A 26,907-nucleotide genomic window follows, 5' to 3' on the forward strand; every position below is an offset into this window, starting at 1 on the left:
CGAGCTCGTCCAGCAGCTCCTTGAGATACCGGGCGTAGAGGCTGCGCGGCGCATAGACCGGCGCCTGTTCGGCCGTTGCCAGGCCGCGCTCCAGCAGCCAGCGCCAGAAATTGCCCGGATCGTCGGCATAGGCGCTCATGCCCGAGGCGCTGACATTCAGCACATGCGCCGACAGCAGCGTCGAATAGGCCATGCCCTGGCCGAAATGCGGCCGCCTTTCGATCAGCGTCACGCGCAGATCGGGATTGGGCGATTTCAGGAGATGCGCGGCCAGCACGACGCCGCTGGCGCCGCCGCCGACAATGATGATCGAATTGGCGCGTCCGGTGGTCATGCGCGCACCTGCCCTGGGCGAGGCGCCGGCGTCAGGCCTTGACCTTCACTGCGATCGTGAGGTCGTTGATGCCCGTTGCGACCGGCAGCTCGTCGAGGACGATGTCCCGCATTTCGGCAAGGCTGCGCTGATCGAGCACCTCGGCGATCGCCTGCCGGACTTCCAGCATCAGATGTCGGACTTGGCATGTCGCCTCGTTGCAATCTTCACAGCACTGATACTGGGTGCGGCTGGCGCAGGGGATCGGCGCCAGCGGGCCGTCGAGCACGCGCACGACATGGCCGACCCTGATTTCGTCGGCCGGGCGCGCCAGGCGGTAGCCGCCATCCTTGCCCTTGCGGCTCTGGACGAACCCGGCATTGCGCAGCTCGCCCAGGATGGCGTCGAGAAACTTCTTCGGAATGTTGTTGCCGGTCGCAATGTCGTTGACGAAGGCGAGTTGCCCGGCGGGCAAGTGGGCGAGATGTACAAGCGCCTTGAGGCCGTACTTCCCCTTCTTTGTGAGCATGAGATCAAAATTTCTCTGTCAGGCGAAGGCATCGAGCCATCGGTTGCGGGCTGCCTGGCGGACATTGCCGCTTCCAGGCCTCCTCCAGGATGAATAAAGTCCAGTGAAATCATACACAAGCCGGCGAATGTTGATTTTGCTTCGTTTTTCACGCTGCCGCATCATCCGTCGCGCATTGCCGACTCCAATTCGCTAATGTCGATAAGATTACTAGACATACCCTCGAACACCCGCGACCGCTTGTCAATTCCAAAGCTGTTCGATGTATGAGTCGGAGCCATCCCGCTCGTGACTGCGCGCCAGTGGATGGTGAAACGGGGCAAACCGCGCCCGGGCAAAAGCCTGCTTGGCTAACGCGCCAGGTCGGCCACCACGGCGTCGAGCACGATCATGCCGGCCGGCGTGGCGCGAAGCCGGGCGTTGCCGATCGGCGCCACCAGTCCTTCGCCCTGCAGCATCGACAACCGTGCGCTGGACAGGCCGCGCCCGGAAAAGGCTTCGTAGCGGGAGAGGTCGATGCCCTCGGCCAGCCGCAGGCCCATCAGCAGGAACTCGTCGGCCTCTTCCGAGCGCGTCAGGATCTCGCCGCCGGTGATGCCATGGCCCTTGGCCTCGACCAGATTGGCCCAGGTCTCCGGCATCCGCTCGGCGATCGTCACCGTGCGACGGCCGCTCTCGACGAAGCGGCCATGCGCGCCGGGGCCAACGCCGACATATTCGCCGTAGCGCCAGTAGGTCAGATTGTGCCGGCTCTCGGCGCCCGGCCGGGCGTGGTTGGAAATCTCGTAGGCGGGCAGGCCATGCGCCGTGGTGATCTCCTGCGTCAGCGCATAGAGATCGGCGGCGTGGTCATTGTCGGGGATGATGAATTTTTTCGCCGCATGCAGCGCGTGGAACGGCGTGCCTTCCTCGATGGTCAGCTGGTAGAGCGACAGATGATCGGCGGCATGGCCGATCGCCTGCTCGAGCTCGGCCTGCCAGTCTTCCGGGGTCTGGCCGGGCCGCGCGTAGATCAGGTCGAAGGAGAGGCGGGGGAATATCTCCCGCGCCAGACCGATCGCGTGCAGCGCTTCACTGACATTGTGTAAGCGGCCGAGGAAGCGCAAATCCTTGTCGTTCAGCGCCTGCACGCCGAGCGAGACGCGGTTGACGCCGGCCGCGCGATAGCCGCGAAATCGCTCGGCCTCGACCGAGGACGGGTTGGCCTCCAGCGTCACCTCGATGCCGGCTGGCACCGTCCAGTTGCTGGCGATCGCGTCGAGGACCCTGGCCACCGTTTCCGGCTTCATCAGCGACGGCGTGCCGCCGCCGAGGAAAATGCTCGTCACCTCGCGCGGTCCGGTGCGCTGGCGCATCGTCGCCAGCTCCGCCTCGAAGGCGGCGGCAAAGCGGTCCTGGTCGACCGGCTGATGGCGGACATGGCTGTTGAAGTCGCAATAGGGGCACTTGGCCGCGCAGAACGGCCAATGCACATAGACGCCGAAGCCGGGCGCCCGGTCGAGCAGCATGTTCATGCGGAGCCCGGCGGGTTGAGCCGCGCCTCGGCGAATTTCTGGAAGGCGCGGGCGCGATGCGACAGCGCCGTCGGCTGGCCGGGCTTCCAGCCATGCTTTTGCTCCGCCGTCATCTCGCCGAAGGTCATCTCAAAGCCATCGGGCAGGAACACCGGGTCATAGCCGAAGCCGAGCTCGCCGCGCGGCGGCCAGACCAGCGAGCCCTCGACCTCGCCGCGATAATATTCGGCCTCGCCGTCGGGGAAAGCGAGACAGATGACGGCGACAAAGCGGCCCTTGCGCTGCTCGGGCGTGGCGGCTGCGACCGCCTGCAGTGCCACTTCGGTGCGCTGCATGGCCATGGCGAAATCACGCGTTCCCTCGGGCGTTTCGGCCCAGTTGGCGGTGTAGACGCCGGGCGCGCCGTCGAGCGCGTCGACGCACAGGCCCGAATCGTCCGACAGCGCCGGCAGGCCGGTCGCGCGCGCGGCGGCCAGCGCCTTGATGTAGGCGTTCGCCTCGAAGGTGGTGCCGGTCTCGTCCGGCTCCGGCAGGCCGTAATCCTTGGCCGACTTCGCCTCGAAGCCGAACGGCCCCATCAGATCGGCGAATTCGCGCAGCTTGCCCGCATTATGGCTGGCCACGACGATCTTCTTGCCATCGAGAGTATGCATCAAAGGCCCCAGATTCTCGGCTCGGCGAACTCGATCGAATTGCCCGAGGGGTCGCGTATATAGAGCGAACGCCCACCCTGCGGCCACTCGAATTCGCTTTCGATGGCGACCTTCCTTGCCTCGAGATGGGATTTCCAGGCAGCAATTTCCGCAGCGGTCGCCGCAAAGCAGAGATGGCCTTCGCCCACAGCGCCGTGCGGCGGCACTTTCAGCCTTGCATCCGCTGCCGGCGGTATCTTGGTCGCTTCGGCGTTGAAGACCAGCAGCACGCCGGACCCGCAGCGGAAGAAGAGATGGCGGCCTTCGACCTTGGTGAGGAGGGTGAGGCCGATTATGTCGGTGTAGAAGGCTTCGGCGGCGGAGAGGTCGGTGACGTAGAGAGCGGATTCAAGAATAGCAGAGGGCGTCACGAGGCGCCCCCCTCTGCCCTGCCGGGCATCTCCCCCTCAAGGGGGGAGATCAGCAGCGTTGAGGCTGCCGCCCACATTTCAGCGCTAGAGATTGGCGAAGGCCGAGATGATATCCAATCTCCCCCCTTGAGGGGGAGATGGCCGGCAGGCCAGAGGGGGGCGCTCAAGCTCGGCATCCAAACCTTACGCCACCGCCATCTGCTGCAAACTGACCAGCCTCTGGATGCCCTTCTTGGCCAGGCCCATCAGCTCCCCGAACTGCTCTTCGGAAAAAGGCTCGCCCTCGGCGGTGCCCTGGATCTCGACGATGCCACCCTTGCCGGTCATGACGAAATTGGCGTCGGTGCCGGCCGAGGAATCCTCCACATAGTCGAGGTCGATGACCGGCTGGCCATCATGGATGCCGCAGGAAATGGCCGCGACATGGTCTTTCAGCACCTTGGCGACGCTGGCCATCTGCCTTGCTTCCATCCAGCGCAGGCAATCGTACAGCGCCACCCAGCCGCCGGTGATCGAGGCCGTGCGGGTGCCGCCGTCGGCCTGGAGCACGTCGCAGTCGACGGTGATCTGCTGTTCGCCCAGCGCCTGCAGATCGACCACGGCGCGCAGCGAGCGGCCGATCAGCCGCTGGATCTCCAGCGTGCGGCCGCCCTGCTTGCCGGCCGAGGCCTCGCGGCGCATGCGCTCGCCCGTCGAGCGTGGCAGCATGCCGTATTCCGCTGTCACCCAGCCCTTGCCGGAATTGCGCATCCAGCCCGGCACCTTCTCCTCGAGGCTCGCCGTGCACAGCACATGCGTGTCGCCGAACTTCACCAGGCACGAGCCTTCCGCGTGCTTGGAGACGCCGCGCTCGAAGGAGATGGCGCGCATTTCGTCGAATTGGCGTTTGGAGGGGCGCATTCAGGCTTCTTTCCCATGATTTTTGGAATCTTGGCCGGCTTGTAGCCGCATGGGCGGCATGGCGCAAAGGAAAATGGCCCACGGCACGAAACACAACACCGGGTGATCCGAACGCAGACACCGGGTTGCGCCGGCCGTTGCGAAGTCTATATCCTCGGGCTGGAGGTTTTGGCTCGCATGACCAAAGCAGTCGTAGAACCCGGTTTGCTCTCGCCCGCGCTGCAATCGCTGGATATGCGCTCGCGCGATATCTTCCGGCGCATCGTCGATTCCTATTTGAAGGACGGCGAGCCCGTGGGATCGCGCAGCCTGTCGCGCATCCTGCCGTCCTCGCTGTCGCCGGCCACCATCCGCAACGTGATGAGCGACCTCGAGCATCTCGGCCTGATCTACGCGCCGCACATCTCGGCCGGGCGCCTGCCGACGCAGGCCGGCCTGCGCTTCTTCGTCGATGCCTTCATGGAGCTTGGCGACCTTTCGGACGAGGAACGCCGCACCATCGAGGCGCAGGTCCGTGCCTCCGGCTCGGGCGCCACGCTGGAGCATATGCTGACCGAGGCCAGCCAGATGCTGTCGGGCATGTCGCGCGGCGCCGGCCTGGTGCTGGCCGCCAAGAACGAGGTGGCGCTGAAGCACATCGAATTCATCCAGCTGGAGCCGACCAAGGCGCTGGCGGTGCTGGTGTCGCAGAATGGCGACGTCGAGAACCGCGTCGTCGACCTGCCGGCCGGCATCACCGTGTCGCAGCTGCACGAGGCGTCGAATTTCCTCAACGCCCATATTCGCGGCCGCACGCTGGCCGAGGCGCGGGCCGAGATCGCCCGCATCAAGGAAGAGACCAGGGCCGCCCTCGACACGCTGTCGCAGGATCTGGTCGAGAAAGGGCTGGCGGTCTGGGCGGGCGCCGACAGCGGCCTGCCGGCGCGGCTCATCGTGCGCGGCCGCGCCAATCTGCTTGAAAACGTCACCGCCCAGGCCGACATCGAACTGCTGCGGCATCTGTTCGAGGACATGGAGACGCAGGACGGGCTCATCCAGTTGCTCGACCTCGCCGAGGAGGGGTCGGGCGTGCGCATCTTCATCGGCTCGGAGAACAAGCTGTTTTCGCTGTCGGGTTCGTCGCTGGTGGTCGCCCCCTACCGCGACAAGGATGCCCGCGTCGTCGGCGCGCTCGGCGTCATCGGCCCGACAAGGCTGAACTATGCCCGCATCGTGCCGATGGTCGATTATACGGCGCAGCTGATTTCCCGCATGCTACGCTAAGGTGCAGATATTCAGGTGATGCCGGCCTGCAAATGGTGGATACCTCCGCTTCCGGTGCTCACGTACGAAAAGTACGCTCCGCTCCGGTTCTCGGTATCAACCATTTTCGGCTCGGCCTGATCTGAATCTCTACACCTTAGTCCTAAAATCGAAACAGGCTGCAGAGGAGAAAAACAATGGCGCTCGAAGAATTCAAGGCCCAGATCAGCCTGTTGCTGGAAGAGATGGTCAACCAGCCGGAAGACGTGCGCGAAGTGCAGGAGCAGCTGCGCGAAAAGCTGCGCGAGATGCGCGCCATGGGGCTGCCTCTGCCCGACGATCTGGTCGAACTGGAAAGCCGCCTCGACAGCGATTTCGACGCCACCGAAGCCTGAGTGGGCAGACGTCGACGCGGCCTGCGGCTGGAACAATCGTAGTCGCCGGCCGTTGCTCCGGCCTTGGCCGGATCCTGATTGCGGCCACGCTCTGGAGGCCTTCCATGATCCGCTTTGCCTCTCTTGCCGCCGTCCCCGTCAGCCTTGTCATTGCCGGTTGCGCGTTCGCGGCCGATCAACCGGCGCTGAAGGGCGCGGACGCCTTTGGCGATTGGCGCGCCGACAAGCCCGGCGTGCGTCGCCTGATCAGGCCGGAAGATCTGCCAAAGCCCTACGTCAGCAAATCGGCTTCGAACAGCGCCGGCCTTGCCGACATGCCGGCCGGTGCGAAGCCGCAATTGCCGCCGGGATTTTCGGCCGAGCTGATCGCGTCCGGCATCGCCAATCCGCGCGTCGTGCGTGTCGCGCCGAACGGCGACCTGTTCGTCGCCGACAGCGACGCCAACCAGGTCCGAATCTACCGGCTGGCAAAGGGCGGCGCCAAGCCGGTCGAGAACGGCATCTTCGCCGGCAATCTCAACCAGCCCTATGGCATCGCCTTCTACCCGCCGGGCAATGATCCGCAATGGGTCTATGTCGCCAACAGCGACAGCGTCGTGCGCTATGCCTACCGCAAGGGTGACCTGAAGGCCTCTGGGGATCCGGAGACCATCGTCGACAACATCCCGTCCAATCATCACTGGACCCGGGACATCGTCTTCTCGCCCGACGGCAAGACGCTGTTTCTGTCGGTCGGTTCGGGATCGAACGTCGCCGAGGACATGGACAAGGAGCCGGATGATGGGATCGAAGCGTGGGCACGGTCAAAGCCGCTTGGAGCCACATGGGGACCGGAGGACGGCCGCGCCGACGTTCTGGCCTTCGACCCGGACGGCAAGAATGGCCGCATCGTCGCCACCGGCCTGCGCAACTGTTCGGGCATGACCGTTCAGCCGGCAACCGGCGCGCTGTGGTGCGTCGTCAACGAGCGCGACGCGCTCGGTGACAATGTGCCATCGGAATATGCCACGACCGTCAGGGAAGGCGCCTTCTATGGCTGGCCCTGGTACTACATCGGCAACAACGAGGATCCGCGTCACAAGGGCGAGCGTCCCGACCTGGCCGGCAAGGCAACCATTCCCGACGTGCTGATCCAGGCCCATTCGGCGCCGCTCGGCATCGCCTTCTATGACAGGAACCTGCCCACCGGTTCCGGTTTTCCCGCGGACTACAAGGGCGACGCCTTCGTGGCCCTGCATGGGTCGTGGAACCGCGGCAACAGGACCGGCTACAAGGTCGTGCGTTTGCTGTTCAAGGATGGCAAGCCGACCGGCGAGTATGAGGATTTCATCACCGGTTTCGTCGTCTCCAAGGGCGAGGTCTGGGGTCGGCCGGTTGGCGTGGCCGTGGCGAGCGACGGCGCGCTGATCGTGACCGAGGACGGCAACGGTACCATCTGGCGCGTGACCTACGATGGCGACCGCTCCTGAGGAACCTATCCGGCCAGAAGGTCGCCGCTCGCTCGAATTGCCTCCGAAGTGCAGAGGGCAATAAGCGGTTTCGGCGAAAACATTCCGGCAATGGGCTTTTCGGGAAACGCTTTTCCGCGAGCGACCCGTTTTAGACACGGAGGCCACTCGGATATTTTCCTTCGACAGTCTATGTTGCGCGGCTGAAAGCCTTATCGTGCCGGCCGCAATGCCACCGCCTGAAATTCTCCACTTGCCTGAGATCCTGGGAGCGAAACCAATGAACCAGCCCGACACTTCCGACCGCGTGCCCGGTCGCGGCCGCATCTACCAGTCCATCACCGACACGATCGGCGACACGCCGCTGGTGCGGCTCGACAAATTCGCCAGGGAAAAGGGCATCGTCGCCAATCTCATCGCCAAGCTTGAATTCTTCAATCCAATTGCCTCGGTCAAGGATCGCATCGGCGTGGCGATGATCGAAGCGCTGGAGGCGGCCGGCAAGATTTCACCCGGCAAGACCACGCTGGTCGAGCCGACATCCGGCAACACCGGCATAGCGCTCGCCTTCGCGGCCGCGGCCAAGGGCTACAAGCTGATCCTGACCATGCCGGAGACGATGTCGATCGAGCGCCGCAAGATGCTGGCGCTGCTCGGCGCCGAACTGGTGCTGACCGAAGGGCCAAAGGGCATGAAGGGCGCCATCGCCAAGGCCGACGAGCTGGCCGCGACCATCCCCAACGCCATCATCCCGCAGCAGTTCGAGAACCCGGCCAATCCCGAAATCCACCGCACGACGACCGCCGAGGAAATCTGGAACGACACCCATGGCGAGGTCGACATCTTCGTCGCCGGCATCGGCACCGGCGGCACCATCACCGGCGTCGGCCAGGTGCTGAAGAAGCGCAAGCCCTCCGTGCATGTCGTCGCCGTCGAACCGGAAGCCTCGCCGGTGCTGTCGGGCGGCCAGCCCGGCCCGCACAAGATCCAGGGTATCGGCGCCGGCTTCGCGCCGAAGATTCTCGACACCACGATCTATGACGAGATCGTCAAGGTCTCGAACGAGGACTCGGTCGCCAATGCGCGCCTTGTCGCGCGGCTCGAAGGCGTCCCGGTCGGCATCTCGTCGGGTGCCGCCCTGCAGGCGGCGATCGTCGTCGGCTCGCGGCCGGAGAACAAGGGCAAGAACCTCGTCGTGATCATCCCGTCCTTCGCCGAACGCTATCTGTCGACCATCCTGTTCGAGGGCCTGGGGGCGTAGTTTCTGCCGTACATAGAATAGATTCGCCGCGATCCTTCGCGCCCCCCTCTGTCCTGTCGGACATCTCCCCCACAAGTGGGGAGATCGGCTGTCCCCTTGGCAGTCGCCAATCGCCAGCGTCGCAGGATTGAGCGGAGCAGTGAAACCGCCAATCTCTCCCCATGTGGGGGAGATGTCCGGCAGGACAGAGGGGGGCGCTGTCCCTCCAACACTTGAAAGTTCCTGCAGCCTGGCCCGCTGAATATCCGCCGGTGGCGCCCGCCACCGGCTTGAGCGGCACACGGCTTCCGGTTCATATCCCTATCGGTCCGCTCAAGGGGCCGGGGGAGAATTCGATGTACAAGCTTTACACCCGTCCGGGCAGCGGCGGCTTCGTCGTCGAGGCGGCACTCGCGTTGGCGAACGCGCCATTCGAACAGATCGACGTACAGAAATCCGATCGGCCCGATCCGGCCTTCCTCGCCATCAGCCCGCTGAACCAGGTGCCGGTTCTGACCTTGCGGGACGGCAGCTCGATCACCGAATCGGCGGCAATCTGCATCCTGCTTGCCGAGCGCCATCCCGATGCCGGCCTGGCGCCGGCTGCGGACGCACCGGCCCGCGCCGAGTTCCTGCGCTGGATGGCTTTCATGTCGTCTATGCTCTACCCTGCGGTGCTGCGTTTCTACTACGCGAACCGCTATACGTCCGACGCCGACGGCACGAAGGCGGTCAAGCAGGCGGCCGTTGCCGAGATGGACCGTGGCTTTGCCGTTCTCGATACCGCTCTCGAAGGCCATGACTGGCTGGTCGGTGAGACGATGTCGCTGGCCGACATCTATCTGGTCATGCTGGTGGCCTGGCATCCCGACATCGACAAGGCGCGTACGACCTGGCCGAATATAGAACGGTTGTGGGCCCGGCTGCGCGACCATCCGCTGATGAAGAAACTCAACACGACCCACGAGATGTGGCCGATCTGACGGGAGCTCAATTTCGCAGCGCGGCCCGTTTTCCCTGCAGAAAGCGGCGCACCGCCGGATCGCGTTCGAGGCCGATCGCCCGCTCATAGGCTTCGGTTGCCAACTGGACCTGACCCAGCCTGGCCAGCAGACCAGCCCGGGCTGCCCAGTAAGGCTGATAATCATCGAGCCGCTTGTCGTCGCCCAGCACGTAAAGGGCCGCCAGTCCCGCCGCGGGGCCCTCTCCTTCGGCGATCGCCACCGCACGGTTGATCGCTACCACCGGCGATCCCGCGATCGAAAGCAGCGCGTCGTAAAGCACGCGGAGCGCCGCCCAGTCGGTGCGCCCCGTCCGCCGTCGTGCCGCATGGGCGGATTGCACGGCTGCCTCGATCTGGTAGCGGCCGATGACCCCCTTGGTGGCGGCGTGACCGAGCAAGGCTTCCGCCTCGTCGACCAATGCGTGGTCCCAGAGCGCGCAATCCTGATCGGCCAGCGGCACATAATCTCCGGCTGCATCGCGCCGCGCCACGCGGCGCGCTTCGGCAAACAGCATCAGCGACAGCAGGCCGAGCGCCTCCGGTTCATCAGGCAGCAGCGAAGCCACCAGCCGGCCGAGCCAGATGCCTTCGGTTGCGAGATTGCGACGCCGCGTCTCGGTGCCGGCCGGGTCGGACCAGCCTTCGGCGAAGGTCGCGTAGATGGCTTCCAGCACTGCGTCCAGCCGCTCGCCGAGTTCGCTCCGCTTCGGCACGCGGAACGGAATGCCGGTTTCGCGGATGCGGGTCTTGGCGCGCACCAGGCGCTGGCCCATCGTTGCCGGCGAGACCAGGAAGGCGGAAGCGATCGTCGCGGCATCGAAGCCCAGCACCGTCTGCAGGATCAGCGGTGCCCGCACGGCAGGGTCGATCGCCGGATGGGCGCAGGCGAACACCAGCCGCAGCCGTTCGTCGGGCAGGTCTTCATCGGTCATGCGCGCCTCCGCCTCCTCGGCGATCAGCTTGAGATGCTCACGGCCGGCCTCGCCGGTCAGCCGCCGTCGCACCGCATCGACGCGGCGACGCCTTGCCACGGCAAGCAGCCAGGCCTCGGGCTTCTCGGGCACGCCGGTTCGCGGCCAGCGTTCGAGTGCCGCGGCAAAGGCGTCGGCCAACGCATCCTCGGCGGCGGCCACGTCGCGGGACCTTGCGGAGAGATAGGCGATCAGCTTGCCATAGCTCTGGCGGGCGGCGGCCTCGGCGGCCGCCCGGGCAGCCTCCGGGCCATCGGCCATCACGCGGCAGTATACTTTGTCATGTACTCCGCCATCGGCCAGATCGGCCGCACTTCCATTGTGCCCGTGCCGGCGCCGGGACAGCGCGACGCCCAGGAAATTGCCGCGTCCATGTCCGGCACTTCGATCATGTAGTAGCCGCCAAGCTGCTCCTTGGTGTCGGCGTAGGGGCCGTCGAGCACGTTGGTCTTGCCGCCGGCCACCCGCACGGAGGTTGCCACCGACGTCGGCCTCAGCCGCTCGCCGCCAACGAATACCCCGGCTTGCTTCATCGCCTCGGTATAGGCGCCGTATGCGGCGCTCATCTGGACGGCCGCCTCCTTGGGTGCTGCCGCCATTGCGGCCTCGTTGGAATAGATAAGAAGCAAGTACTGCATGGTTATCTCCCGTGGTTACAGGGCCGCATCGTTGCGTGCCGAACGTATGTCGCGCGGCCATGTCCCATTTCGACAGGCTGGAGAAAAACTTTCCGCTCCGACGGCGTCTTGCGCAAGCGCCGATGTGTTCCAGAGCCCCTCAACCGTTCGTCTAATGAATTGGATTGCGGGTTGGCATTTCCGGCTCGCCGTCTAAACTCGCCCGGGTTCGGATCGGGAGGGCGGTGCGGACGCCAGCATTTCAGGGAGGAAACCGGATGATCCATTTCAGAACGAAATTTGTTGCAGCCGCCGCAATGACGCTTTCACTTGGCCTTGGCGTTGTTTCTGCCGGAGCGCAGGAATTCATCAATGTGCTGACCGGGGGCACCTCTGGTGTCTACTATCCGCTGGGTGTGGCGCTGTCGGAAATCTACGGCAAGGGCATTGCGGGCGCCCGCACCCAGGTGCAGGCGACCAAGGCCTCGGTCGAAAACCTCAACCTGTTGCAGCAGGGCAAGGGCGAGATCGCCTTCGCACTCGGCGACTCCGTCAAGCTCGCCGCCGAGGGCAACGCCGAGGCCGGATTTCCAGGCAAGCTCGACAAGCTGCGTGGTATCGCCGCCATCTATCCCAACTACATCCAGATTGTCGCCAGCCAGGAGTCCGGCATCAAGACGCTGGCCGACCTCAAGGGCAAGAGCCTGTCGGTCGGCGCGCCGGCCTCCGGCACCGAACTCAACGCGCGCGCCATCTTCGCCGCCGCCGGGCTGAAATACGAGGACCTCGGCCGGGTCGAATATCTGCCCTTCGCCGAATCGGTCGAATTGATCAAGAACCGGCAACTCGACGCCACGCTGCAATCGGCGGGGCTGGGCGTCGCCTCCATCCGCGACCTCGCCACCTCCGTGCCGATCAATGTCGTTGCCGTGCCGGCCGCGGACGTCGCCAAGATCGGCTCGCCCTATCTTTCGGTGGTTATCCCCAAAGGCACCTATGAAGGACAGACAGAGGATGTCGCCACCGCCGCCGTCGGCAATTTCCTCATCACCCGCGCCGATGTCTCCGACGAGACCGCCTACCAGATGACCAAGCTGCTGTTCGAGCATCTCGACCAGCTTGCCGCCGCCCATGCGGCCGCAAAGGCGATCGACCCGGCCAAGGCGCTCGACGGCATGCCGGTGCCGCTGCATCCCGGAGCGGAGCGTTACTACAAGGAGAAGGGCTTGTTGAAGTAGGGGCATTCCCTCCTCTCGCGAGGAGGCTGGCCAGCCACCGACGGCGAAGGGTCGGTCGGGGTCGCCGCGACAGTGCACGGCCTGCACCGACCCCAACCTGCCTCGCTTGGCCCGGCACCCTCCTATCAGGAAGAGGACCGCCGACAGGAACCCGCCAATGACTGACGCCCATCAGGATACGCCGACTGTTCTTGCCCCTGTCGACGAAGAGCAGGTGGAAGGCCTGCCGCCGGGCTTCGGCGACGGTATCGCTGGCAAGGCCGCCTTTGCCATTGCCGTGGCCTTTTCCGTCTTCCAGATCTACGTCGCCGCCTATGGCAGCATCGCGAGCCAGGTGGTGCGAGCGATGCATGTCGGCTTCCTGCTGCTGCTCGGCTTCGGCCTGATCGCCAACCTGCGCGCCAAGAGCGTCCCGGCCAAGGCCGCGTTCTGGACGCTCGGCGTGCTCGGCTTCGGCACCGGCCTCTACAATTGGATGTTCTATGCCGACCTCATCAGGCGCTCCGGCTTTCTGACCACGCCCGACCTGGTCGTTGGCGCGGTGCTGGTGGTGCTGGTGTTCGAGGCCGCCAGGCGGCTGATGGGGCTGCCGCTTGCCGTCATCGCCTTCATCTTCCTCGCCTACTGCTTCGTCGGCAACCATCTGCCGCCGCCCTTCAACCATCGCGGCTATGATTTCGCCCAGCTCGTCGACACCTTCGCCTACGGCACCGAAGGCATCTACGGCACGCCGATCTATGTGTCGGCCGCCTATATCTTCATCTTCGTCGTCTTCGCCGCCTTTCTCGAACGCGCCGGCATGATCGCCCTGTTCAACGATTTCGCGCTCGGCCTCGTCGGCACGTGGCGCGGCGGTCCGGCGCAGGTCTGCGTGTTGTCGTCGGCGCTGATGGGGACCATTTCCGGCTCCGGCGTCGCCAATGTCGTGGCCAGCGGCCAGTTCACCATTCCGCTGATGAAGCGCTTCGGCTTCCGTTCGGCTTTCGCCGGCGCTGTCGAGGCGACGTCCTCGATGGGCGGCCAGATCATGCCGCCGGTAATGGGGGCGGTCGCCTTCATCATGGCCGAGACGCTGAACATTCCCTATGCCGAAGTGGTCAAGGCCGCGATCATCCCGGCTTTGCTCTATTTCGGCGCCTGCTTCTGGCAGGTGCATCTGGAGGCAGGCAAGGCCGGCCTGCACGGCATGGCCAAGGCCGACCTGCCCAATCCGTGGGACGCGGTGAGGCAACACTGGCCGCTGGTGCTGCCGCTTGCCGCACTCATCTATCTGTTGTTTGCCGGCTATACGCCAATCTTCGCCGGCACGATGGGCCTGGCGCTGACCATCGTGCTCATCCTCGGCACGCCGCTGGCGGCAGCGATCGGGCCGCTCGCCTTCCGCGTCGTCTTCTGGCTGGCGCTCGGGCTGGCCGCAGCCTCGTTCATGAAATTCGGCGTCAACATCCTTGGCCTCGTTATCGCGGCGCTCGTCGCCGCCTGCTTCACGTTCAAGGATGGCCGCGAGACGCTGCAAATATGCGTGGAGTCGCTCGCCGAAGGGGCGAAGAACGCGCTGCCGGTCGGCATCGCCTGCGCCATCGTCGGCATCGTCATCGGCACGCTGACGCTGACCGGCATCGCCTCGACCTTCATCGGCTGGATCATCTCGATCGGCCAGGACAACCTGTTCCTGTCGCTGGTGCTGACCATGCTGACCTGCCTGGTGCTCGGCATGGGCATCCCCACCATTCCCAACTACATCATCACCTCGTCGCTGGCCGGGCCGGCATTGCTGTCGCTCGGCGTGCCGCTGGTGGTCAGCCACATGTTCGTCTTCTATTTCGGCATCATGGCCGACCTGACGCCGCCGGTGGCGCTGGCTGCCTTCGCGGCGGCACCCATGGCCAAGGAGAGCGGGATGAAGATCGGCATCCAGGCGACCAAGCTCGCCATTGCCGGTTTCGTCGTGCCGTTCATGGCGGTCTACACGCCGGCGCTGATGTTGCAGGATGCCGGGCCGATCGCCGCCCAGTTCGGCTACCCCGTCGAGGTCGCCTATATCGTCGTCAAGGCGTGCATGGGCATCGTGCTGTGGGGTGCTGCCGCCGTCGGCTTCCTCGCCCGCCGCATGGCATGGTGGGAGCGGCTCGTCGCCTTCGCCGGCGGCGTGCTTTTGGTCGCCGCGGTGCCGCTCACCGATGAGGCCGGCTGGGTGCTGTCGCTTGGCTGGATCGGCTGGCACTGCTGGCGGGCACGGCAGGAGACCGCCAGGGCATGACCCCGAAAAGCGGGATCGGGGTCTCTCGGACAGACGGTTTCGTTTGTCCGGAGATCATGCTCCAGCAAGGAAATCCTCCCACATGAGCCTGTGCATCCTGGCCGCCGGCAAGACGGTAGCGCTCTCCGTTGCCGCCTTCACGCTGTCCTGGACGCATTCGGTGGAACGCAGCCGCTGGGAGGAGGACTGGAAAGTGCTGCCTTCCGGCCTGCAAGTGGTCGAGGCCCGCATCAAGGGTTCCGGCGCCGGCATGGAGCCGCCGGAAGGCGCGGTGCTGCGAGACGGCTGGTGGGTCTATGCGCCCAAGGTCGCTCCGCAGCGTCGTGTCGTGCTCGCAGCCTCCGGCGCGACAGGCGCGGGTTGGACGCTGTGCTCCGTTCAGGGCTGCCGCGAACTTGGCAAGGAGGCGGGCGGCACGATCTCGCTGGAACCTTGCGCACCCGACGGCGTGAGCCAGCCGCGATAGCGCACGATCAGGCCGGTGAGCGGGTGCGAAATCTCGACATGGAAGCGGAAGCGGCCATCTTCCACCGTCTCGAAAGATGTCGAGCGGGGGCAGAACCACATCGGCAGGGGAACGCCAAGAAGTGTCCAGCCGCGCAGCACCAGCGAGAGCTTGCCTCCCTCGGCAACCAGCGCCATGGCAAAGATCAGCGGGCCGAAGCGCTCGCACAGCAGACGCTGCGAACGCCCTCGACCTGCCAACTGACGGCTTGAGAAATCATGTCCGCCGAATGTCCGCGTCCAGGTTTCCTGGCCTTTGCCGGTGTCGAAGCGGACACGGACCGGGATATCGGCGTTCGCCTTCGGGAAGCCGACAATCCATGCAACGAACCGGCCGAGCGGGTTCGGCCCGCGCTCGACGCTGGCGCGGCCTTCGGCCGTTTTCGTGTGCCCATGCATGATCCGGATTTCTTCGGGCAGGCCCGGCCAGGCGTCGCCGAGCAGCATCGCATAGAGCGGCTTGTCCGAATCGGCGCCGCTGTCGTCGCGAAACCCGAAATGGATCGTTTTGTCGGCAAACAGGGCTGCGTAGTCGGAAAGTTCGAGATCGCGCACCGCCGCACGGGCGCCCGGCGCCGGCGGATGACCGTCGAGCGCCTTGCGCGCCAGCGCCTCGACCGCCATGGACGGGATCAGCGGCCCGTCATCGCCCTCGGCCAGCAGGTGCCATGAGCGTTTGAGCGGTACGCCCGTCCCGCTGATGCCGGCGACTTCGACGAACATGCCGCCGCGATGCTCGCCCCAGCGCAGCCGGTTGGTCGCCCAGTGCATCAGCGGCGCGAGCGGCGACAGCGACCGCACCAGCCCGACGCGCACCAGCCAGGCAAGGGCGATCAAGGCACGATGCAGGATTTCCGGCGCCGGCCCGGCGCCCATCCAGACGGTCCTGGCCTGCGGCCACAAATCCGCGAGCGCGCGCAGATCCGGCACGTCGACCAGGGAAAACAGCGTGCGGCGGAGCGGCACGTGGCCCGGTGGCGCGATGGTGTAGCGCATCTGCTCGGTCAGCGGGTGGCCTGGCCCCCGGCCGCCGCCGCGCGGCAAGTCCACCGGCTGGCCGGCATAGCCCGCTATGGCGCGGATGACGTTTTCGCCGACGCCGGCATAGGGTGACGGCGCGATGCCGCCGGTGATCGTGTCGACCCGCGCCATCTCGCTCGACAGCCGGCGCACCACGGCCGCCGTCAGCACCGGAAAGCTGGAGACGCCCGAGAGCACGAACAGCCCGGCCTGCTTCGCGGCCGCGTCGAATTCCGGCACGCGGGCGACGAAATCCGAGCCGTCGGCGAGATCGAGATAGTTGATGCCTAACCCGATGCAGGCCTCGATCAGCCGGTAGCGGTCCTCGCCATAGGCCTGGAACGGGCCGCTGGCGTCGACCAGCGTGTCTGGGCGCAGAGACACCAGTTGCGCGGCGAGGTCGCCGTCGCGATCGAACACGGCCGGCACCAATCGCGCGGCGACAGCGCCACGTCTTGCGCACCAGGTTTCGGCCTTGGGCAGGGAGCGGCCCGCAACGATCAGCGTCAGCCGGGGATCGTTCTCGAGCAGCTGGACGATGCGCCCGCCAAAGGTGCCGTAGCCGCCGACAATGAGTAGCTTCATCGTCTCCCCCCGGAGCCGGGCTTAGCCAAGGAACCGTTGCCTCAACTCGGCGGAAGGCAAAGCGCAGCTGTCCTTCCTGCCGAACAGGGCGTACCGGTTTTCGGCGATGCGACGGTAGAGCCAGTCGCGGAGCGGACGGGGCAGCAGCAACAGCAGCATGGCCGCCCGCCATGGCCAGCCAAGTTCCGACATGACGGCAACGAACCCATCCAGCTGCGTGAAGGCAACGCCGCCAACCAGGACGAGATTGGTTTCATAGCTGTCCGTACGCAATCCGTGCTTTTTGAACAGCGCGTCGCCGAGTGGCGATTGCGCGGTGGCGAAGCGGAAGCGCCTGTGGCGGTCGAGCCTGATTACCATGCGCACGAAGCCCGAGCACAGCACGCAGACGCCGTCGAAGACGATCAGCGGATGGCTTGCATCGAACTGATCAGAAGGACCGCTTGATGAGTTGGGGCGAGATGATTTTGGACGGGATGACTTTGGACAGTCGCTCACGCGGGCCTCGGCTGCTCGTGTCCCCAGACACTAAGCCAGCCGGAGACGGGATCAAAGGCTCGGCGATGTCGCACGCCGCCTGTCGGCAAGAGCGGGACGCTCTTCGCGATAGGCGGTGGCGCGGGATTCGGCGGCTGGTCTGCAGATCCGGCTGTTGTGGCGGCTCTCGAAGGTCATGATCAGTGCGCGCTGACGCCGAGAGAATTGCCGCGGCGGGCGCAGGCCGGACCCGGGCCGCGCATGTAATAGCGCTCGGGCCGATAGGTCGGTGAAACGAATTCGCGGATGGCGGCGGCATAGCCGATGATGTGCGTGAGGAAGTTCATTCTGGCAGTCCCTGTCCCGATTTTCGGATGTCCCTTCCGAATTGCGAGCATCATAGTCTGGAGGCGTGAATAGTCGGTGAACGCGATGTTAATCTCTGGCCAGAAATGCCCTGCTTCGTGGCCGGAATGCGGCTGATTCGGGGTCTTTCCGTGCTGTCGGGCTGCATTGCGTCGGATGTGACTTTTGCATCACATATGTTTCGTTTGAATGTCGCCCGGGCGCGGTTTTGTTTCGCCTTTTGGAGCGGCCGCGAAATTCCGTGTCTCGCCAGCGAAAGACAGGAACCCCCAGGGTGGAAGCACGTTGCCCGTCCGAGCCTGGACGTGACCGCTCGGCGGGCCGCCTATCGCCAGCTCATCAAACCGAACAGCAAGAGCAATGGAAAGGCTAAAACCATGGGTTTCTTTTCGAAGGACATCAAGACGCTGGACGACCTCTTCGTGCACACGTTGCGCGACATCTATTATGCCGAAAAGCAGATCGAGAAGGCGCTGCCAAAAATGATCGACAAGGCAACCGATCCGCAATTGAAGGCCGGATTCGAGAAGCACCTCGAGCAGACCAGGGGCCATATCGAGCGCGTCGAGGAAGTGTTCGAGCTGCACGGCGTCAAGGCCAAGGAGGTCACCTGCCCGGCCATCGACGGCATTCTCGAGGAGGCCGATGAAGTCAGCGGCGACGTCGACGACAAGCAGGTGCTGGATGCCGCGCTGATCGCATCGGCGCAGGCGGTGGAGCACTACGAGATGACGCGTTATGGCACGCTGATCGCCTGGGCCAAGCAGCTTGGCCGCAGCGACTGCGCCAGCGTGCTAGCCAAAAATCTCGAGGAGGAGAAAGCCACCGACCAGGAGCTTACCAAGATGGCGGAGAGCAAGATCAATCTCCAGGCCGCCGAATAGACCGGTTCCACAGCGCGAGGCCGGCACACAAGCCGGCCTTGCCCTTTTGCGAAAGCGGAACTGCAATAGGCTTTGCCCGTTCTCGATGCTACCGTCTCGCGCAGGGAGTTTGTCATGGCGCCGCGTCCGGCCTGGAAAGGCTATCTGAAGCTCTCTCTGGTCACCTGCGCCGTCGAATTGACGAACGTCGTCACCCATGCCGAAAAGGTCTCGTTCCGGGTCCTGAACCGCAAGACTGGCAACACGGTGAAACGCATCTATGTCGACGGGCAGAGCGGCAAGCCGCTTGGCGAGGGCGACGAGATCAAGGGCTACGAGGTCGAAGACGGCAAGTTCATCAAGATCGAGGAAGACGAAATCGAGGCGGTGCAGATCGAATCCTCGCACACGATGGCGCTGGAAGGGTTCGTCGACAAAAGCTCCATCCAGCAAATCTATCTCGACACACCCTATTACGTAACTCCGGCCGACAAGGTCTCGGAGGAAGCCTTCGCCGTCATCCGCGATGCCATGGCCAGCAGGAAGATGGCTGGACTGGCGCGGGTCGTTCTTTACAGCCGGGAACGACCGGTGGTGATCGAACCGCGCGGCAAGGGCATGGTGCTGACGACGCTGCGCTACGACAACACGGTGCGCCAGCCAGACACCGTCTTCGACGAGATCGAGACGGCGAAGACCGACCACGAGATGACCGACCTCGCCGAGCGCATCATCGACAAGAAGAAAGGGAAGTTCGATCCGTCGGAATTCGACGACAAGTACGAAGAGTCGCTGCTGAAGTTGGTCCGCGCCAGGAAGGCCGGCAAGAAACTGCCGAAGACGAAGGATAAGCCGAAGCCGTCGAACGTGGTAGACCTGTTCCAGGCGCTGAAGAAGAGCCTTTCGGCGGATGCCGCTTCGACGAAGGCTTCGCCACCGTCCAAGACTAGGCCCGCGGCCAAGGGCGGCAAGGCGAAAGCCGCCGCGTCCAAGCGCAAGTCCGCTTAGGGAGGACAGGGATGGCCGGTCTCGAGCAGTATCAGGCCAAGCGCGATTTCAACAAGACCGCTGAACCGGCCGGCAAGATCGAGCCCGGCATGAAAGGCGCGGCCGGCGGCATCTTCGTCATCCAAAAGCACGCGGCGACGACGCTGCACTATGATTTGCGTCTCGAACATGCCGGCGTGCTGTGGAGCTGGGCGGTGACACGCGGCCCAAGCCTCGATCCGCATGAAAAGCGCCTGGCAGTGCATGTCGAGGACCATCCGATCGACTACGCACCGTTCGAAGGCACTATTCCCAAGGGCGAATATGGCGGCGGCTCGGTCATCGTCTGGGACGAAGGCACCTGGGTCCCCGAGACCGATCCGGCCAAGGCGATGCAGAAGGGCCATATCAGCTTCGAACTCAAGGGCCACAAGCTGCGTGGGACCTGGCATCTGGTGCGGCTGAAGCCCCGCGCCGGCGAGAAGCGCGAGAACTGGCTGCTGATCAAGGCTGATGACGCGGCGGCGCGCCCGGGCGAGGATATTCTCAAGGACGCACCGGAATCGGTGAAGTCGGGCCTGACAATCGAGGAGGTCGGCGAGGGCAAGTCCGCCAAGGGCCAGAAGCCGAAGGTCTGGCATTCCGACAAGCCGGCCGCCGCTAAGTCGACCACCACGGCCGGCACACTCGGCTTCATCGACCCGCAACTTGCAACACTCGAACGGGAAGCGCCGGCCGGCAAGGACTGGCTGCACGAAGTCAAATTCGACGGCTATCGCATGCAGGCGCAGATTGCCGGCACAAAGGTGCGGCTGCTGACCCGCACCGGCCTCGATTGGACCGGGAAGTTCGGCGACCGGATCGTCGCCGAACTCGCGGCGCTCAAATGCAGTGATGCCGTCATCGATGGCGAGATCGTCGTCCTGGCCGACAGCGGCGTGTCTTCCTTCGCACTGCTGCAAGCCGACCTGTCGGCCAGGCGAACGGATCGCTTCATCTACTATGTCTTCGACCTGATGCGCCTCGACGGCGAGGATTTGCGCCCCGAGCCGCTGGTCGAGCGCAAGCAGGCGCTGAAGGATTTGCTTGGCAAGCAGGACGAGAATTCCGCGGTCCGCTTCTCCGACCATTTTGCCGAACCCGGCAAGATCATGCTGGAGCATGCCTGCCGGATGGGGTTGGAAGGCGTCGTCTCCAAACGCGCGGACGCGCCTTATCGCGGTGGGCGCGGGCCAGCCTGGGTGAAGTCGAAATGCACGGCGCGGCAGGAGTTCGTCATCGGCGGCTATTTGCCGTCCGACAAGACCGGACGCGGTCTGCGTTCGCTGCTGGTCGGTTATCACGAGGGCGGCACGCTGCACTATGCCGGTCGCGTCGGCACGGGTTTTTCCGCCAAGGGCGCCGCTGAGCTGAAGACAAGGCTCGACGCGCTGAAGGCGGCGTCCTCGCCTTTCGACACCGCCGTGCCGAAGGGCAAGGGCTTGGTTTGGGTGAAGCCGGAGCTTGTCGGCGAGGTGGAGTTTCGCAGCTGGACGTCCGACCGTATAATAAGCCACGCCTCGTTCCAGGGATTGCGCGAGGACAAGCCGGCGGAGGAAGTCGTGCAGGAGAAGCCGAAGGCGCCGACGAGCAGCAGCCCTGCCAAGGCAAAGCAGGCATCGAACGGCGGCGGCAAAGCCGCTGGGGCGATGACCACTACCGTAAAGCTCTCCCATCCCGACAAGCTGCTGTGGCCCGAGGAGAAGATATCCAAGCAGGGCCTGCTCGAGCACTATGCGCGGGTCTGGCAGCGCATGGAGCAATTCATCGTCAACCGTCCGCTCAGCCTGGTGCGCGCGCCCGACGGCGTCGGCGGCCCGCGCTTCTTCCAGAAGCATGCGTCGGCCGGCATGAGCGACAAGATCGCGCGGATGAAGGATCCTACGGACGGCGAGGAAATCCTGTTCATCCGGGATTTCGACGGCGTTGCCGCGCTCGTCCAATATGGCGTGGTCGAAATTCACATCTGGGGTTGCACCATCGACAAGCTCGAGCAGCCGGACCAGATCATCTTCGACCTGGATCCCGACGAGGGCGTCGACGTGGAAGCGGTCCGCCAGGCGGCACTGGACATCCGAGCCAAGCTCGACGATCTGACCTTGCCCAATTTCGTCAAGACCTCGGGCGGGAAGGGCTACCATGTCCTGGTGCCGTTGAAGCCATCGGCGGATTGGGAGGCGGTGAAAACCTTCTCCCATGATTTCGCCAAGGCGCTCGAGCAGTCCGCCCCTGACCGCTATACCGCGACGCTGTCGAAGAAGGCGCGGACCGGAAAGATCTTCGTCGACTATCTGCGCAATGGCCGTGGATCGACGACGGTCGCGCCCTATTCATCGCGGGCGAAAAAGGGCGCCACCGTGTCCATGCCGGTGACCTGGCCGGAGATAGAGGCCGGCCTGGCGCCGAACGCGTTCCCGATCGGCGACAAGTCGACCCTGGCGAAGTTGGCGGAGGCAGACCCCTGGGTCGATTTCTTCAAGCAGGCAAAGGCGTTGAAGCGGGGATAGCCCACTCGACGAAGGCGGGAGCGAGTGCCGCCGATCAGCTCAAGAACGCCCTCTCGAAGGCCTGCTTGCCCGGCGGCGAAAACACCACCGCGCGGCTGTCCTTCTCGCGGCGGGCCCATTTCTCCATGAGGATCTTGTCGAGGATGGCGGCCCCCAGCGTGCCGGCCAGATGCGAGCGGCGCTCGCTCCAGTCTAGGCAGGCGCGACAGACCGGCCGCCGCGGCTTGGTGTAGACATCGATGCCGATGGCGGCGAAATGCGCTGCCGCCGACGGCCCCAGCCTGATCTCCTTGTCATCGCGGACCAGCACGTTCTTGTCCACCAGCCGATCGAGCATCGCCACCGCCTGCTCGCCGGCGAGGTGGTCGTAGCAGACACGCGCCACGCGCATGGCTCCGTCGCGCGGACCCGGCCGCACGCGCTTGGGGCCGACGGCTTCCGCAACGCCGGAGATGGCCTCGATCATGCCGGCCACCTGCGGCCCGGCAAGGCCGTAGTAGCGGTGGCGTCCCTGGCTGGCCAGGGTCAGCAATCCGCCTTCCATCAGTTTGGAAAGATGTGAAGACGCGGTCGGTAGCGACACGCCGGCTTCCAGGGCCAGTTCACTCGCCGTCAGCGCCGTGCCGCCCATCAGCGCGTTGAGCATGTTGGCGCGGGCAGGATCGCCGACCAGGCTGGCGATGCGGGCGATGTCCGGTCCCTCACGCATGGTTCGTTCTCCATCGAAGCGTTCTCGTCAGATAACCACTAATCTCCGACCGGATCAAGGAGATGACGATGACCGCACGAACCGCTTCCACGCCCGCGCCGTCGCCTGGCCGCCGATGGTTTCCGTTCGTCACCCGGTGGCGCCCGCGCTTGCTGGCCCGCTGGTATGACCGCCATCTGCAGCGTCTCGACCTCGCCGAGATCGACGATCATCTTTTGCGCGACCTTGGCCTGACCCGCGAGGACGTGCGCCGTGAATGCGCGAAGTCCTTCTGGCGCCCATGACCGTCGCGTGGCGGATGGCGCGCCGACCATCCAACGCTCTGGCGAACGCTGCGGAGGGAACTCCATCTTGGCCCAGCGCTCGCGGCTTTATCGGCCGGGCGCGATCGGCTAAGGGCAGGTGCAGCACAGACCAACCCCTGAGCCGGACCGCCATCAGAAATGACCGCCAAGACCAAGCCAAAGCCGCTGTTCCTCGGGATCGATACCGGAGGCACCTATACCGATGCCGTGTTGTGGTCCGAAACGGAAGGCCCGCAACAGGGGCCGAACAAGGGCAAGGTGCTGGCAAAGGCCAAGGCGCTGACCACGCGGCATGATCTGGCCGTGGGCATTTCCGGTGCCGTCGACGCCGTTCTGGAGAAGGCCGGCACCGATCCGGCCGACATCAAGCTGGTGTCGATGTCGACGACGCTGGCCACCAACGCGCTGGTCGAGGGCCAGGGCGGCCGCGTGGCGCTGGTGATGATCGGCTTCTCCGAGGCCGACCTTGCCCGCGACGGGCTGAAGACCGCGCTCGGCACCGACCCGGTGGTGTTCTGCCCCGGGGGCCACGACGTCCACGGCAATGCAGCCAAGCTCGATCTGTCCGGGCTGGAGGCCATGCTGCCGGAACTCGGCGCCACGGTGTCCGGCTTCGCCGTCTGCGCCTATTTCGCCACCCGCAACCCGGCCCATGAGGTCGCCGCCCGCGACCTGATCCGCGACAGGACCGGCCTTCCGGTCACCGCCAGCCACGAGCTGTCGGCCAAGCTCGGCGGGCCGCGCCGGGCGCTGACGACGCTGCTCAATGCCAGGCTGATCTCGATGATCGACCGGCTGGTGGCGGCAACAGAAGGTTTCCTGGAGGCGCGCCACATCGCGGCGCCCCTGATGGTGGTGCGCGGCGACGGCGCGCTGGTCTCGGCGGCGTTCGCCCGCCAGCGGCCGATCGAGACGATCCTGTCCGGCCCGGCCGCCAGCCTGGTCGGGGCCCGCCATATGACCGGCCTCGACAATGCGCTGGTCTCCGACATCGGCGGCACCACCACCGATGTCGCCGTGCTCGACAAGGGCCGGCCGCGTCTCGATCCGGAAGGCGCCACCGTCGGCGGCTTCCGCACCATGGTCGAGGCCGTCGCCATGCGCACCTTCGGCCTTGGCGGCGATTCCGAAGTGGCGCTCGAGGATGGTTCGCTCAATCCGAGGATCCTGCTTGGCCCACGCCGCCTGGTACCGCTGGCGCTGGCCGGCATGGCTCATGGCGCGGCCGTCACATCCGAACTCGAACGGCAGCTGCGGGCGCCCAACCCGGGCCGCATGGACGGCCGCTTCGCGGTGCGCACCGGCGTGCCCGACCGGCTCGCCGCGGGATTGACTGGCGCCGAAGCCAAGCTTTACGAGATGGTCGGCGCCGTGCCGCTCGCCATCGACAAGCTGCTGACCTCGAATGCCCAGAACGCCACGCTCAACCGGCTGGTGTCGCGCGGGCTGGTGCATGTCGCCGGCTTTACCCCGTCGGACGCCGCGCATGTGCTGGGCAAGCAGACGAACTGGGATCCGGTCGCCGCCCGGCTGGGCGCCGAACTGTTCGCGCGCAAGCGCGACGGCCGTGGCCAGCCCATTGCCGCCTCGCCGGAGGCGATTTCGGAGCGGGTGCTGGTGACGCTGACGCGCTGGTCGGCCGAAGTCATCCTCGAGACCGCCTTCGCCGAGGACGGGCTGGATGGCGCGGCGACGGTGGCGCACGCGCTGGTGCAGCGTGCCGTCGACGCGCATCCCGGCATCGCCCGCCTCAGCGTCGCACTCGACCGCCCGGTCATCGGCCTCGGTGCCTCGGCTCCCCTGCATTATGCCGGCCTGCCGCCACTGATCGGCAATGACTGCGTGGTGCCGGAAGACACCGATGTCGCCAATGCGCTCGGCGCCGTCGTCGGCCAGGTGCGGGTGTCGGCCGAAGCACGCGTCAGCCAGCCCAGGGAAGGACTGTTTCGCGTTTCTTCCGGCGAGACGGTCCGCGATTTCCTCGATGAGGCGGCGGCCATCGCGGCCGCCGAAGCTGATGTCCGCGCCATCGTCGCGGAACGGGCGAGGGACGCCGGCACCGACAGCGCCGAGATCGAAGTCACGACCGAATTCCGTGTCTCCACGGTCGAGGCCCAGCGCATGTTCATCGAGGCCGATGTGCTCGCGGTGGCCTCGGGCCGGCCGAGAATTGCAGTGTAACCCTCTACCTTCTCCCCATTTCACGGGAGAAGGTGCCCGAAGGGCGGATGAGGGGCAGCGCGGGTCAACGCGATTTGGCCGTCCGCCATTTCACGTAGCTCTGCGCCGCCCCTCATCTGGCTGCCGCCATCTTCTCGTAGAACTGGGAGAAGACGCTGTTGCCACCCCTCCGCCAACTTGCCTAAACACTCGCCTTGAACCTAAGCCGAATTGACCCTTCAACCCCAACGTGCCAAACGCCCCGCAAAGCCTTCCAGCTGGAGACGCCCTGATGACCGATCGCATCGAGATCGACGGATTGCGGATTGCCCGCGAGCTGCATGATTTTGTGGCCGGCGAGGCCTTGCCGGGGACCGGCGTCGAGGCGGCCGATTTCTGGAACGGCTTCTCGGCCATCGTCCATGATCTCGGGCCGAAGAACAGGGCGCTGCTCGAAAAACGTGACGCCATACAGGGCCGGATCGACGGCTGGTATCGCGACAATGGCGCAGCCATCGACATGGAGGCCTACAAAACCTTCCTCAGGGAAATCGGCTACATCGTTCCGGAAGGCCCGGCCTTCGCCGTGTCGACCGACAATGTCGATCCCGAAATCGCTGTCGTTGCCGGGCCGCAGCTGGTCGTGCCGGTGATGAATGCGCGCTATGCGCTCAACGCCGCCAATGCGCGCTGGGGCTCGCTCTATGACGCGCTCTATGGCACCGACGCCATTCCTGAAACGGATGGCGCCGAGAAGGGCAAGAGCTTCAATCCGGCGCGTGGCGCCAAGGTCGTGGGCTGGACGAAAAGCTTCCTCGACGAGGCCGCGCCGCTTACCTCGGGCAAATGGGCCGGCGTGAACGGCCTGTCGGTAGCCAATGAGACGCTGAAACTCGGCGCTGGCGCCGGCTCGACCACTCTGGCCGATCCCAAACAATTTGTCGGCTATCGCGGCGACGCCGCCAACCCCGACGCTGTGCTGCTGGTCAGGAACGGGATGCACATCGAGATCTCGATCGACCGCGACAACCAGATCGGCCGCACCGATCCGGCAGGGATCGCCGACGTCATCCTGGAATCGGCGCTCACTACCATCCAGGATTGCGAGGATTCGGTCGCGGCGGTGGATGCGCAGGACAAGGTCGTCGTCTACCGCAACTGGCTCGGCCTGATGAAGGGCGACCTCACCGAGGAAATCACCAAGGGCGGCAGGAGCTTCGTGCGCAAGCTCAATCCCGACCGCGCCTGGACCGCGCCGGCCGGTGGCACGCTGACCGTGCCCGGCCGCTCGCTGATGCTGATCAGGAACGTCGGCCACTTGATGACCAATCCGGCGATAATCGACCGCGACGGCAATGAAGTGCCGGAAGGCCTCATGGATTCGGCGATCACGGCGCTGATCGCATTGCACGATGTCGGGCCGAATGGGCGGCGGATGAACTCCCGCGCCGGCTCGATGTATATCGTGAAACCCAAGATGCACGGGCCCGAGGAGGTCGCTTTCGCCGTCGAGATCTTCGACCGCGTCGAAGCCTTGCTCGGCATGGCCAGAAACACCATCAAGATGGGCATCATGGACGAGGAGCGGCGCACCACCGTCAACCTCAAGGAAGCGATCCGCGCCGCGAAGGAGCGCGTGGTGTTCATCAACA

Annotated in this window: 26 protein-coding genes; 14 read left to right on the forward strand and 12 right to left on the reverse strand. The window is 65.3% G+C overall.

From position 1 onward, the window contains the following. From WC739_RS13820 to rph, 6 genes are all read right to left on the reverse strand, one after another. Positions 1–334, reverse strand: a 334-nt coding sequence (locus tag WC739_RS13820) for an FAD-dependent oxidoreductase (RefSeq protein ID WP_372953594.1), incomplete at its 3' end; no start/stop codon positions are given. Between the two features lie 31 nt (positions 335–365). Then, positions 366–842 (reverse strand): Rrf2 family transcriptional regulator, encoded by a 477-nt coding sequence (locus tag WC739_RS13825; protein ID WP_372953595.1) that lies wholly within the window; start codon positions 840–842, stop codon positions 366–368. A gap of 350 nt (positions 843–1,192) precedes the next feature. Beyond that, positions 1,193–2,356 carry a radical SAM family heme chaperone HemW gene (hemW, locus tag WC739_RS13830; protein ID WP_372953596.1) on the reverse strand — a complete coding sequence of 388 codons (1,164 nt, stop codon included), beginning with the start codon at positions 2,354–2,356 and terminating at the stop codon, positions 1,193–1,195. Next, positions 2,353–3,009 (reverse strand): RdgB/HAM1 family non-canonical purine NTP pyrophosphatase, encoded by a 657-nt coding sequence (gene rdgB / locus WC739_RS13835; protein WP_372953597.1) that lies wholly within the window; start codon positions 3,007–3,009, stop codon positions 2,353–2,355. The genes hemW and rdgB overlap by 4 nt, the downstream gene beginning before the upstream one ends. After that, positions 3,009–3,419, reverse strand: coding sequence for a VOC family protein (locus WC739_RS13840; RefSeq protein WP_372953598.1), 411 nt, complete (start codon positions 3,417–3,419; stop codon positions 3,009–3,011). The genes rdgB and WC739_RS13840 overlap by 1 nt, the downstream gene beginning before the upstream one ends. Positions 3,420–3,602: 183 nt before the next feature. After that, complete coding sequence (rph, locus tag WC739_RS13845) at positions 3,603–4,319, reverse strand: ribonuclease PH (protein ID WP_372953599.1); 717 nt, start codon at positions 4,317–4,319, stop codon at positions 3,603–3,605. Between the two features lie 177 nt (positions 4,320–4,496). Here rph and hrcA point away from each other — a divergent pair, with 177 nt between their 5' ends. The 5 genes from hrcA to WC739_RS13870 all read left to right on the forward strand — a co-directional run bounded on the left by hrcA (position 4,497) and on the right by WC739_RS13870 (position 9,627). Beyond that, positions 4,497–5,582 carry a heat-inducible transcriptional repressor HrcA gene (gene hrcA, locus WC739_RS13850; RefSeq protein WP_372953600.1) on the forward strand — a complete coding sequence of 362 codons (1,086 nt, stop codon included), beginning with the start codon at positions 4,497–4,499 and terminating at the stop codon, positions 5,580–5,582. Positions 5,583–5,758: 176 nt separating this feature from the next. Next, positions 5,759–5,956, forward strand: coding sequence for a hypothetical protein (locus WC739_RS13855; protein ID WP_372953601.1), 198 nt, complete (start codon positions 5,759–5,761; stop codon positions 5,954–5,956). A gap of 104 nt (positions 5,957–6,060) precedes the next feature. Next, entirely contained in the window at positions 6,061–7,425 is a 1,365-nt protein-coding gene (locus WC739_RS13860; RefSeq protein WP_372953602.1) for a sorbosone dehydrogenase family protein, read from the forward strand. Between the two features lie 259 nt (positions 7,426–7,684). Further along, on the forward strand, positions 7,685–8,665 hold the full coding sequence (cysK, locus tag WC739_RS13865; RefSeq protein ID WP_372953603.1) for a cysteine synthase A: 981 nt from the start codon (positions 7,685–7,687) through the stop codon (positions 8,663–8,665). 335 nt (positions 8,666–9,000) lie between these two features. After that, on the forward strand, positions 9,001–9,627 hold the full coding sequence (locus WC739_RS13870; RefSeq protein WP_372953604.1) for a glutathione S-transferase family protein: 627 nt from the start codon (positions 9,001–9,003) through the stop codon (positions 9,625–9,627). A 7-nt stretch (positions 9,628–9,634) separates the two neighbouring features. Here the strand turns inward: WC739_RS13870 and WC739_RS13875 are convergent, their stop codons facing one another. Together WC739_RS13875 and WC739_RS13880 are read right to left on the reverse strand one after the other, a co-directional pair. Beyond that, the gene (locus WC739_RS13875) at positions 9,635–10,879 is read right to left on the reverse strand and encodes an RNA polymerase sigma factor (RefSeq protein ID WP_372953605.1); all 1,245 of its coding nucleotides are present in this window, start codon (positions 10,877–10,879) and stop codon (positions 9,635–9,637) included. Further along, a complete protein-coding gene (locus WC739_RS13880; protein WP_372953606.1) occupies positions 10,879–11,256 on the reverse strand; it encodes a YciI family protein in 378 nt (125 codons plus the stop codon). Before WC739_RS13880 ends, WC739_RS13875 begins: the two co-directional genes overlap by 1 nt. A 257-nt stretch (positions 11,257–11,513) precedes the next feature. Here WC739_RS13880 and WC739_RS13885 point away from each other — a divergent pair, with 257 nt between their 5' ends. From WC739_RS13885 to WC739_RS13895, 3 genes are all read left to right on the forward strand, one after another. Further along, the gene (locus WC739_RS13885; RefSeq protein ID WP_372953607.1) at positions 11,514–12,473 is read left to right on the forward strand and encodes a TAXI family TRAP transporter solute-binding subunit; all 960 of its coding nucleotides are present in this window, start codon (positions 11,514–11,516) and stop codon (positions 12,471–12,473) included. Positions 12,474–12,630: 157 nt separating this feature from the next. After that, the gene (locus WC739_RS13890; protein WP_372953608.1) at positions 12,631–14,733 is read left to right on the forward strand and encodes a TRAP transporter permease; all 2,103 of its coding nucleotides are present in this window, start codon (positions 12,631–12,633) and stop codon (positions 14,731–14,733) included. Positions 14,734–14,815: 82 nt separating this feature from the next. Beyond that, complete coding sequence (locus WC739_RS13895) at positions 14,816–15,199, forward strand: DUF1850 domain-containing protein (RefSeq protein WP_372953609.1); 384 nt, start codon at positions 14,816–14,818, stop codon at positions 15,197–15,199. Here the strand turns inward: WC739_RS13895 and WC739_RS13900 are convergent. From WC739_RS13900 to WC739_RS13910, 3 genes are all read right to left on the reverse strand, one after another. Next, a complete protein-coding gene (locus WC739_RS13900; RefSeq protein WP_372953610.1) occupies positions 15,112–16,842 on the reverse strand; it encodes a DUF4166 domain-containing protein in 1,731 nt (576 codons plus the stop codon). The two genes, WC739_RS13895 and WC739_RS13900, sit on opposite strands and share 88 nt — an antisense overlap. A 21-nt stretch (positions 16,843–16,863) precedes the next feature. Then, positions 16,864–17,340, reverse strand: coding sequence for a thiol-disulfide oxidoreductase DCC family protein (locus WC739_RS13905; protein WP_372953611.1), 477 nt, complete (start codon positions 17,338–17,340; stop codon positions 16,864–16,866). 179 nt (positions 17,341–17,519) lie between these two features. Beyond that, on the reverse strand, positions 17,520–17,666 hold the full coding sequence (locus WC739_RS13910; RefSeq protein ID WP_372953612.1) for a hypothetical protein: 147 nt from the start codon (positions 17,664–17,666) through the stop codon (positions 17,520–17,522). A 396-nt stretch (positions 17,667–18,062) separates the two neighbouring features. Here WC739_RS13910 and WC739_RS13915 point away from each other — a divergent pair, with 396 nt between their 5' ends. The 3 genes from WC739_RS13915 (at position 18,063) to ligD (ending at position 22,081) form a co-directional block, all read left to right on the forward strand. After that, a complete protein-coding gene (locus tag WC739_RS13915) occupies positions 18,063–18,569 on the forward strand; it encodes a ferritin-like domain-containing protein (RefSeq protein ID WP_372953619.1) in 507 nt (168 codons plus the stop codon). Positions 18,570–18,683: 114 nt separating this feature from the next. Next, positions 18,684–19,556 carry a Ku protein gene (locus WC739_RS13920; RefSeq protein WP_372953613.1) on the forward strand — a complete coding sequence of 291 codons (873 nt, stop codon included), beginning with the start codon at positions 18,684–18,686 and terminating at the stop codon, positions 19,554–19,556. Positions 19,557–19,567: 11 nt separating this feature from the next. Continuing rightward, positions 19,568–22,081 carry a DNA ligase D gene (gene ligD / locus WC739_RS13925; RefSeq protein WP_372953614.1) on the forward strand — a complete coding sequence of 838 codons (2,514 nt, stop codon included), beginning with the start codon at positions 19,568–19,570 and terminating at the stop codon, positions 22,079–22,081. A 34-nt stretch (positions 22,082–22,115) separates the two neighbouring features. Here ligD and WC739_RS13930 read toward each other — a convergent pair whose 3' ends face one another. Continuing rightward, on the reverse strand, positions 22,116–22,790 hold the full coding sequence (locus WC739_RS13930) for an ArsR/SmtB family transcription factor (protein ID WP_372953615.1): 675 nt from the start codon (positions 22,788–22,790) through the stop codon (positions 22,116–22,118). Positions 22,791–22,858: 68 nt separating this feature from the next. On the opposite strand from WC739_RS13930, the gene WC739_RS13935 reads away from it, so the two are divergent. The 3 genes from WC739_RS13935 to WC739_RS13945 form a co-directional block, all read left to right on the forward strand. Next, positions 22,859–23,074: a DUF1127 domain-containing protein gene (locus tag WC739_RS13935; RefSeq protein ID WP_372953616.1), complete on the forward strand. Its 216-nt coding sequence runs from the start codon at positions 22,859–22,861 to the stop codon at positions 23,072–23,074. 159 nt (positions 23,075–23,233) lie between these two features. Further along, the gene (locus tag WC739_RS13940) at positions 23,234–25,276 is read left to right on the forward strand and encodes a hydantoinase/oxoprolinase N-terminal domain-containing protein (RefSeq protein ID WP_372953617.1); all 2,043 of its coding nucleotides are present in this window, start codon (positions 23,234–23,236) and stop codon (positions 25,274–25,276) included. A gap of 271 nt (positions 25,277–25,547) precedes the next feature. After that, a partial coding sequence (locus WC739_RS13945) for a malate synthase G (protein ID WP_372953618.1) occupies positions 25,548–26,907 on the forward strand: 1,360 nt, incomplete at its 3' end.

The sequence above is a fragment of the Mesorhizobium sp. genome (assembly GCF_041661565.1).
In the GTDB taxonomy this organism is placed as follows: Bacteria; Pseudomonadota; Alphaproteobacteria; order Rhizobiales; family Rhizobiaceae; genus Mesorhizobium.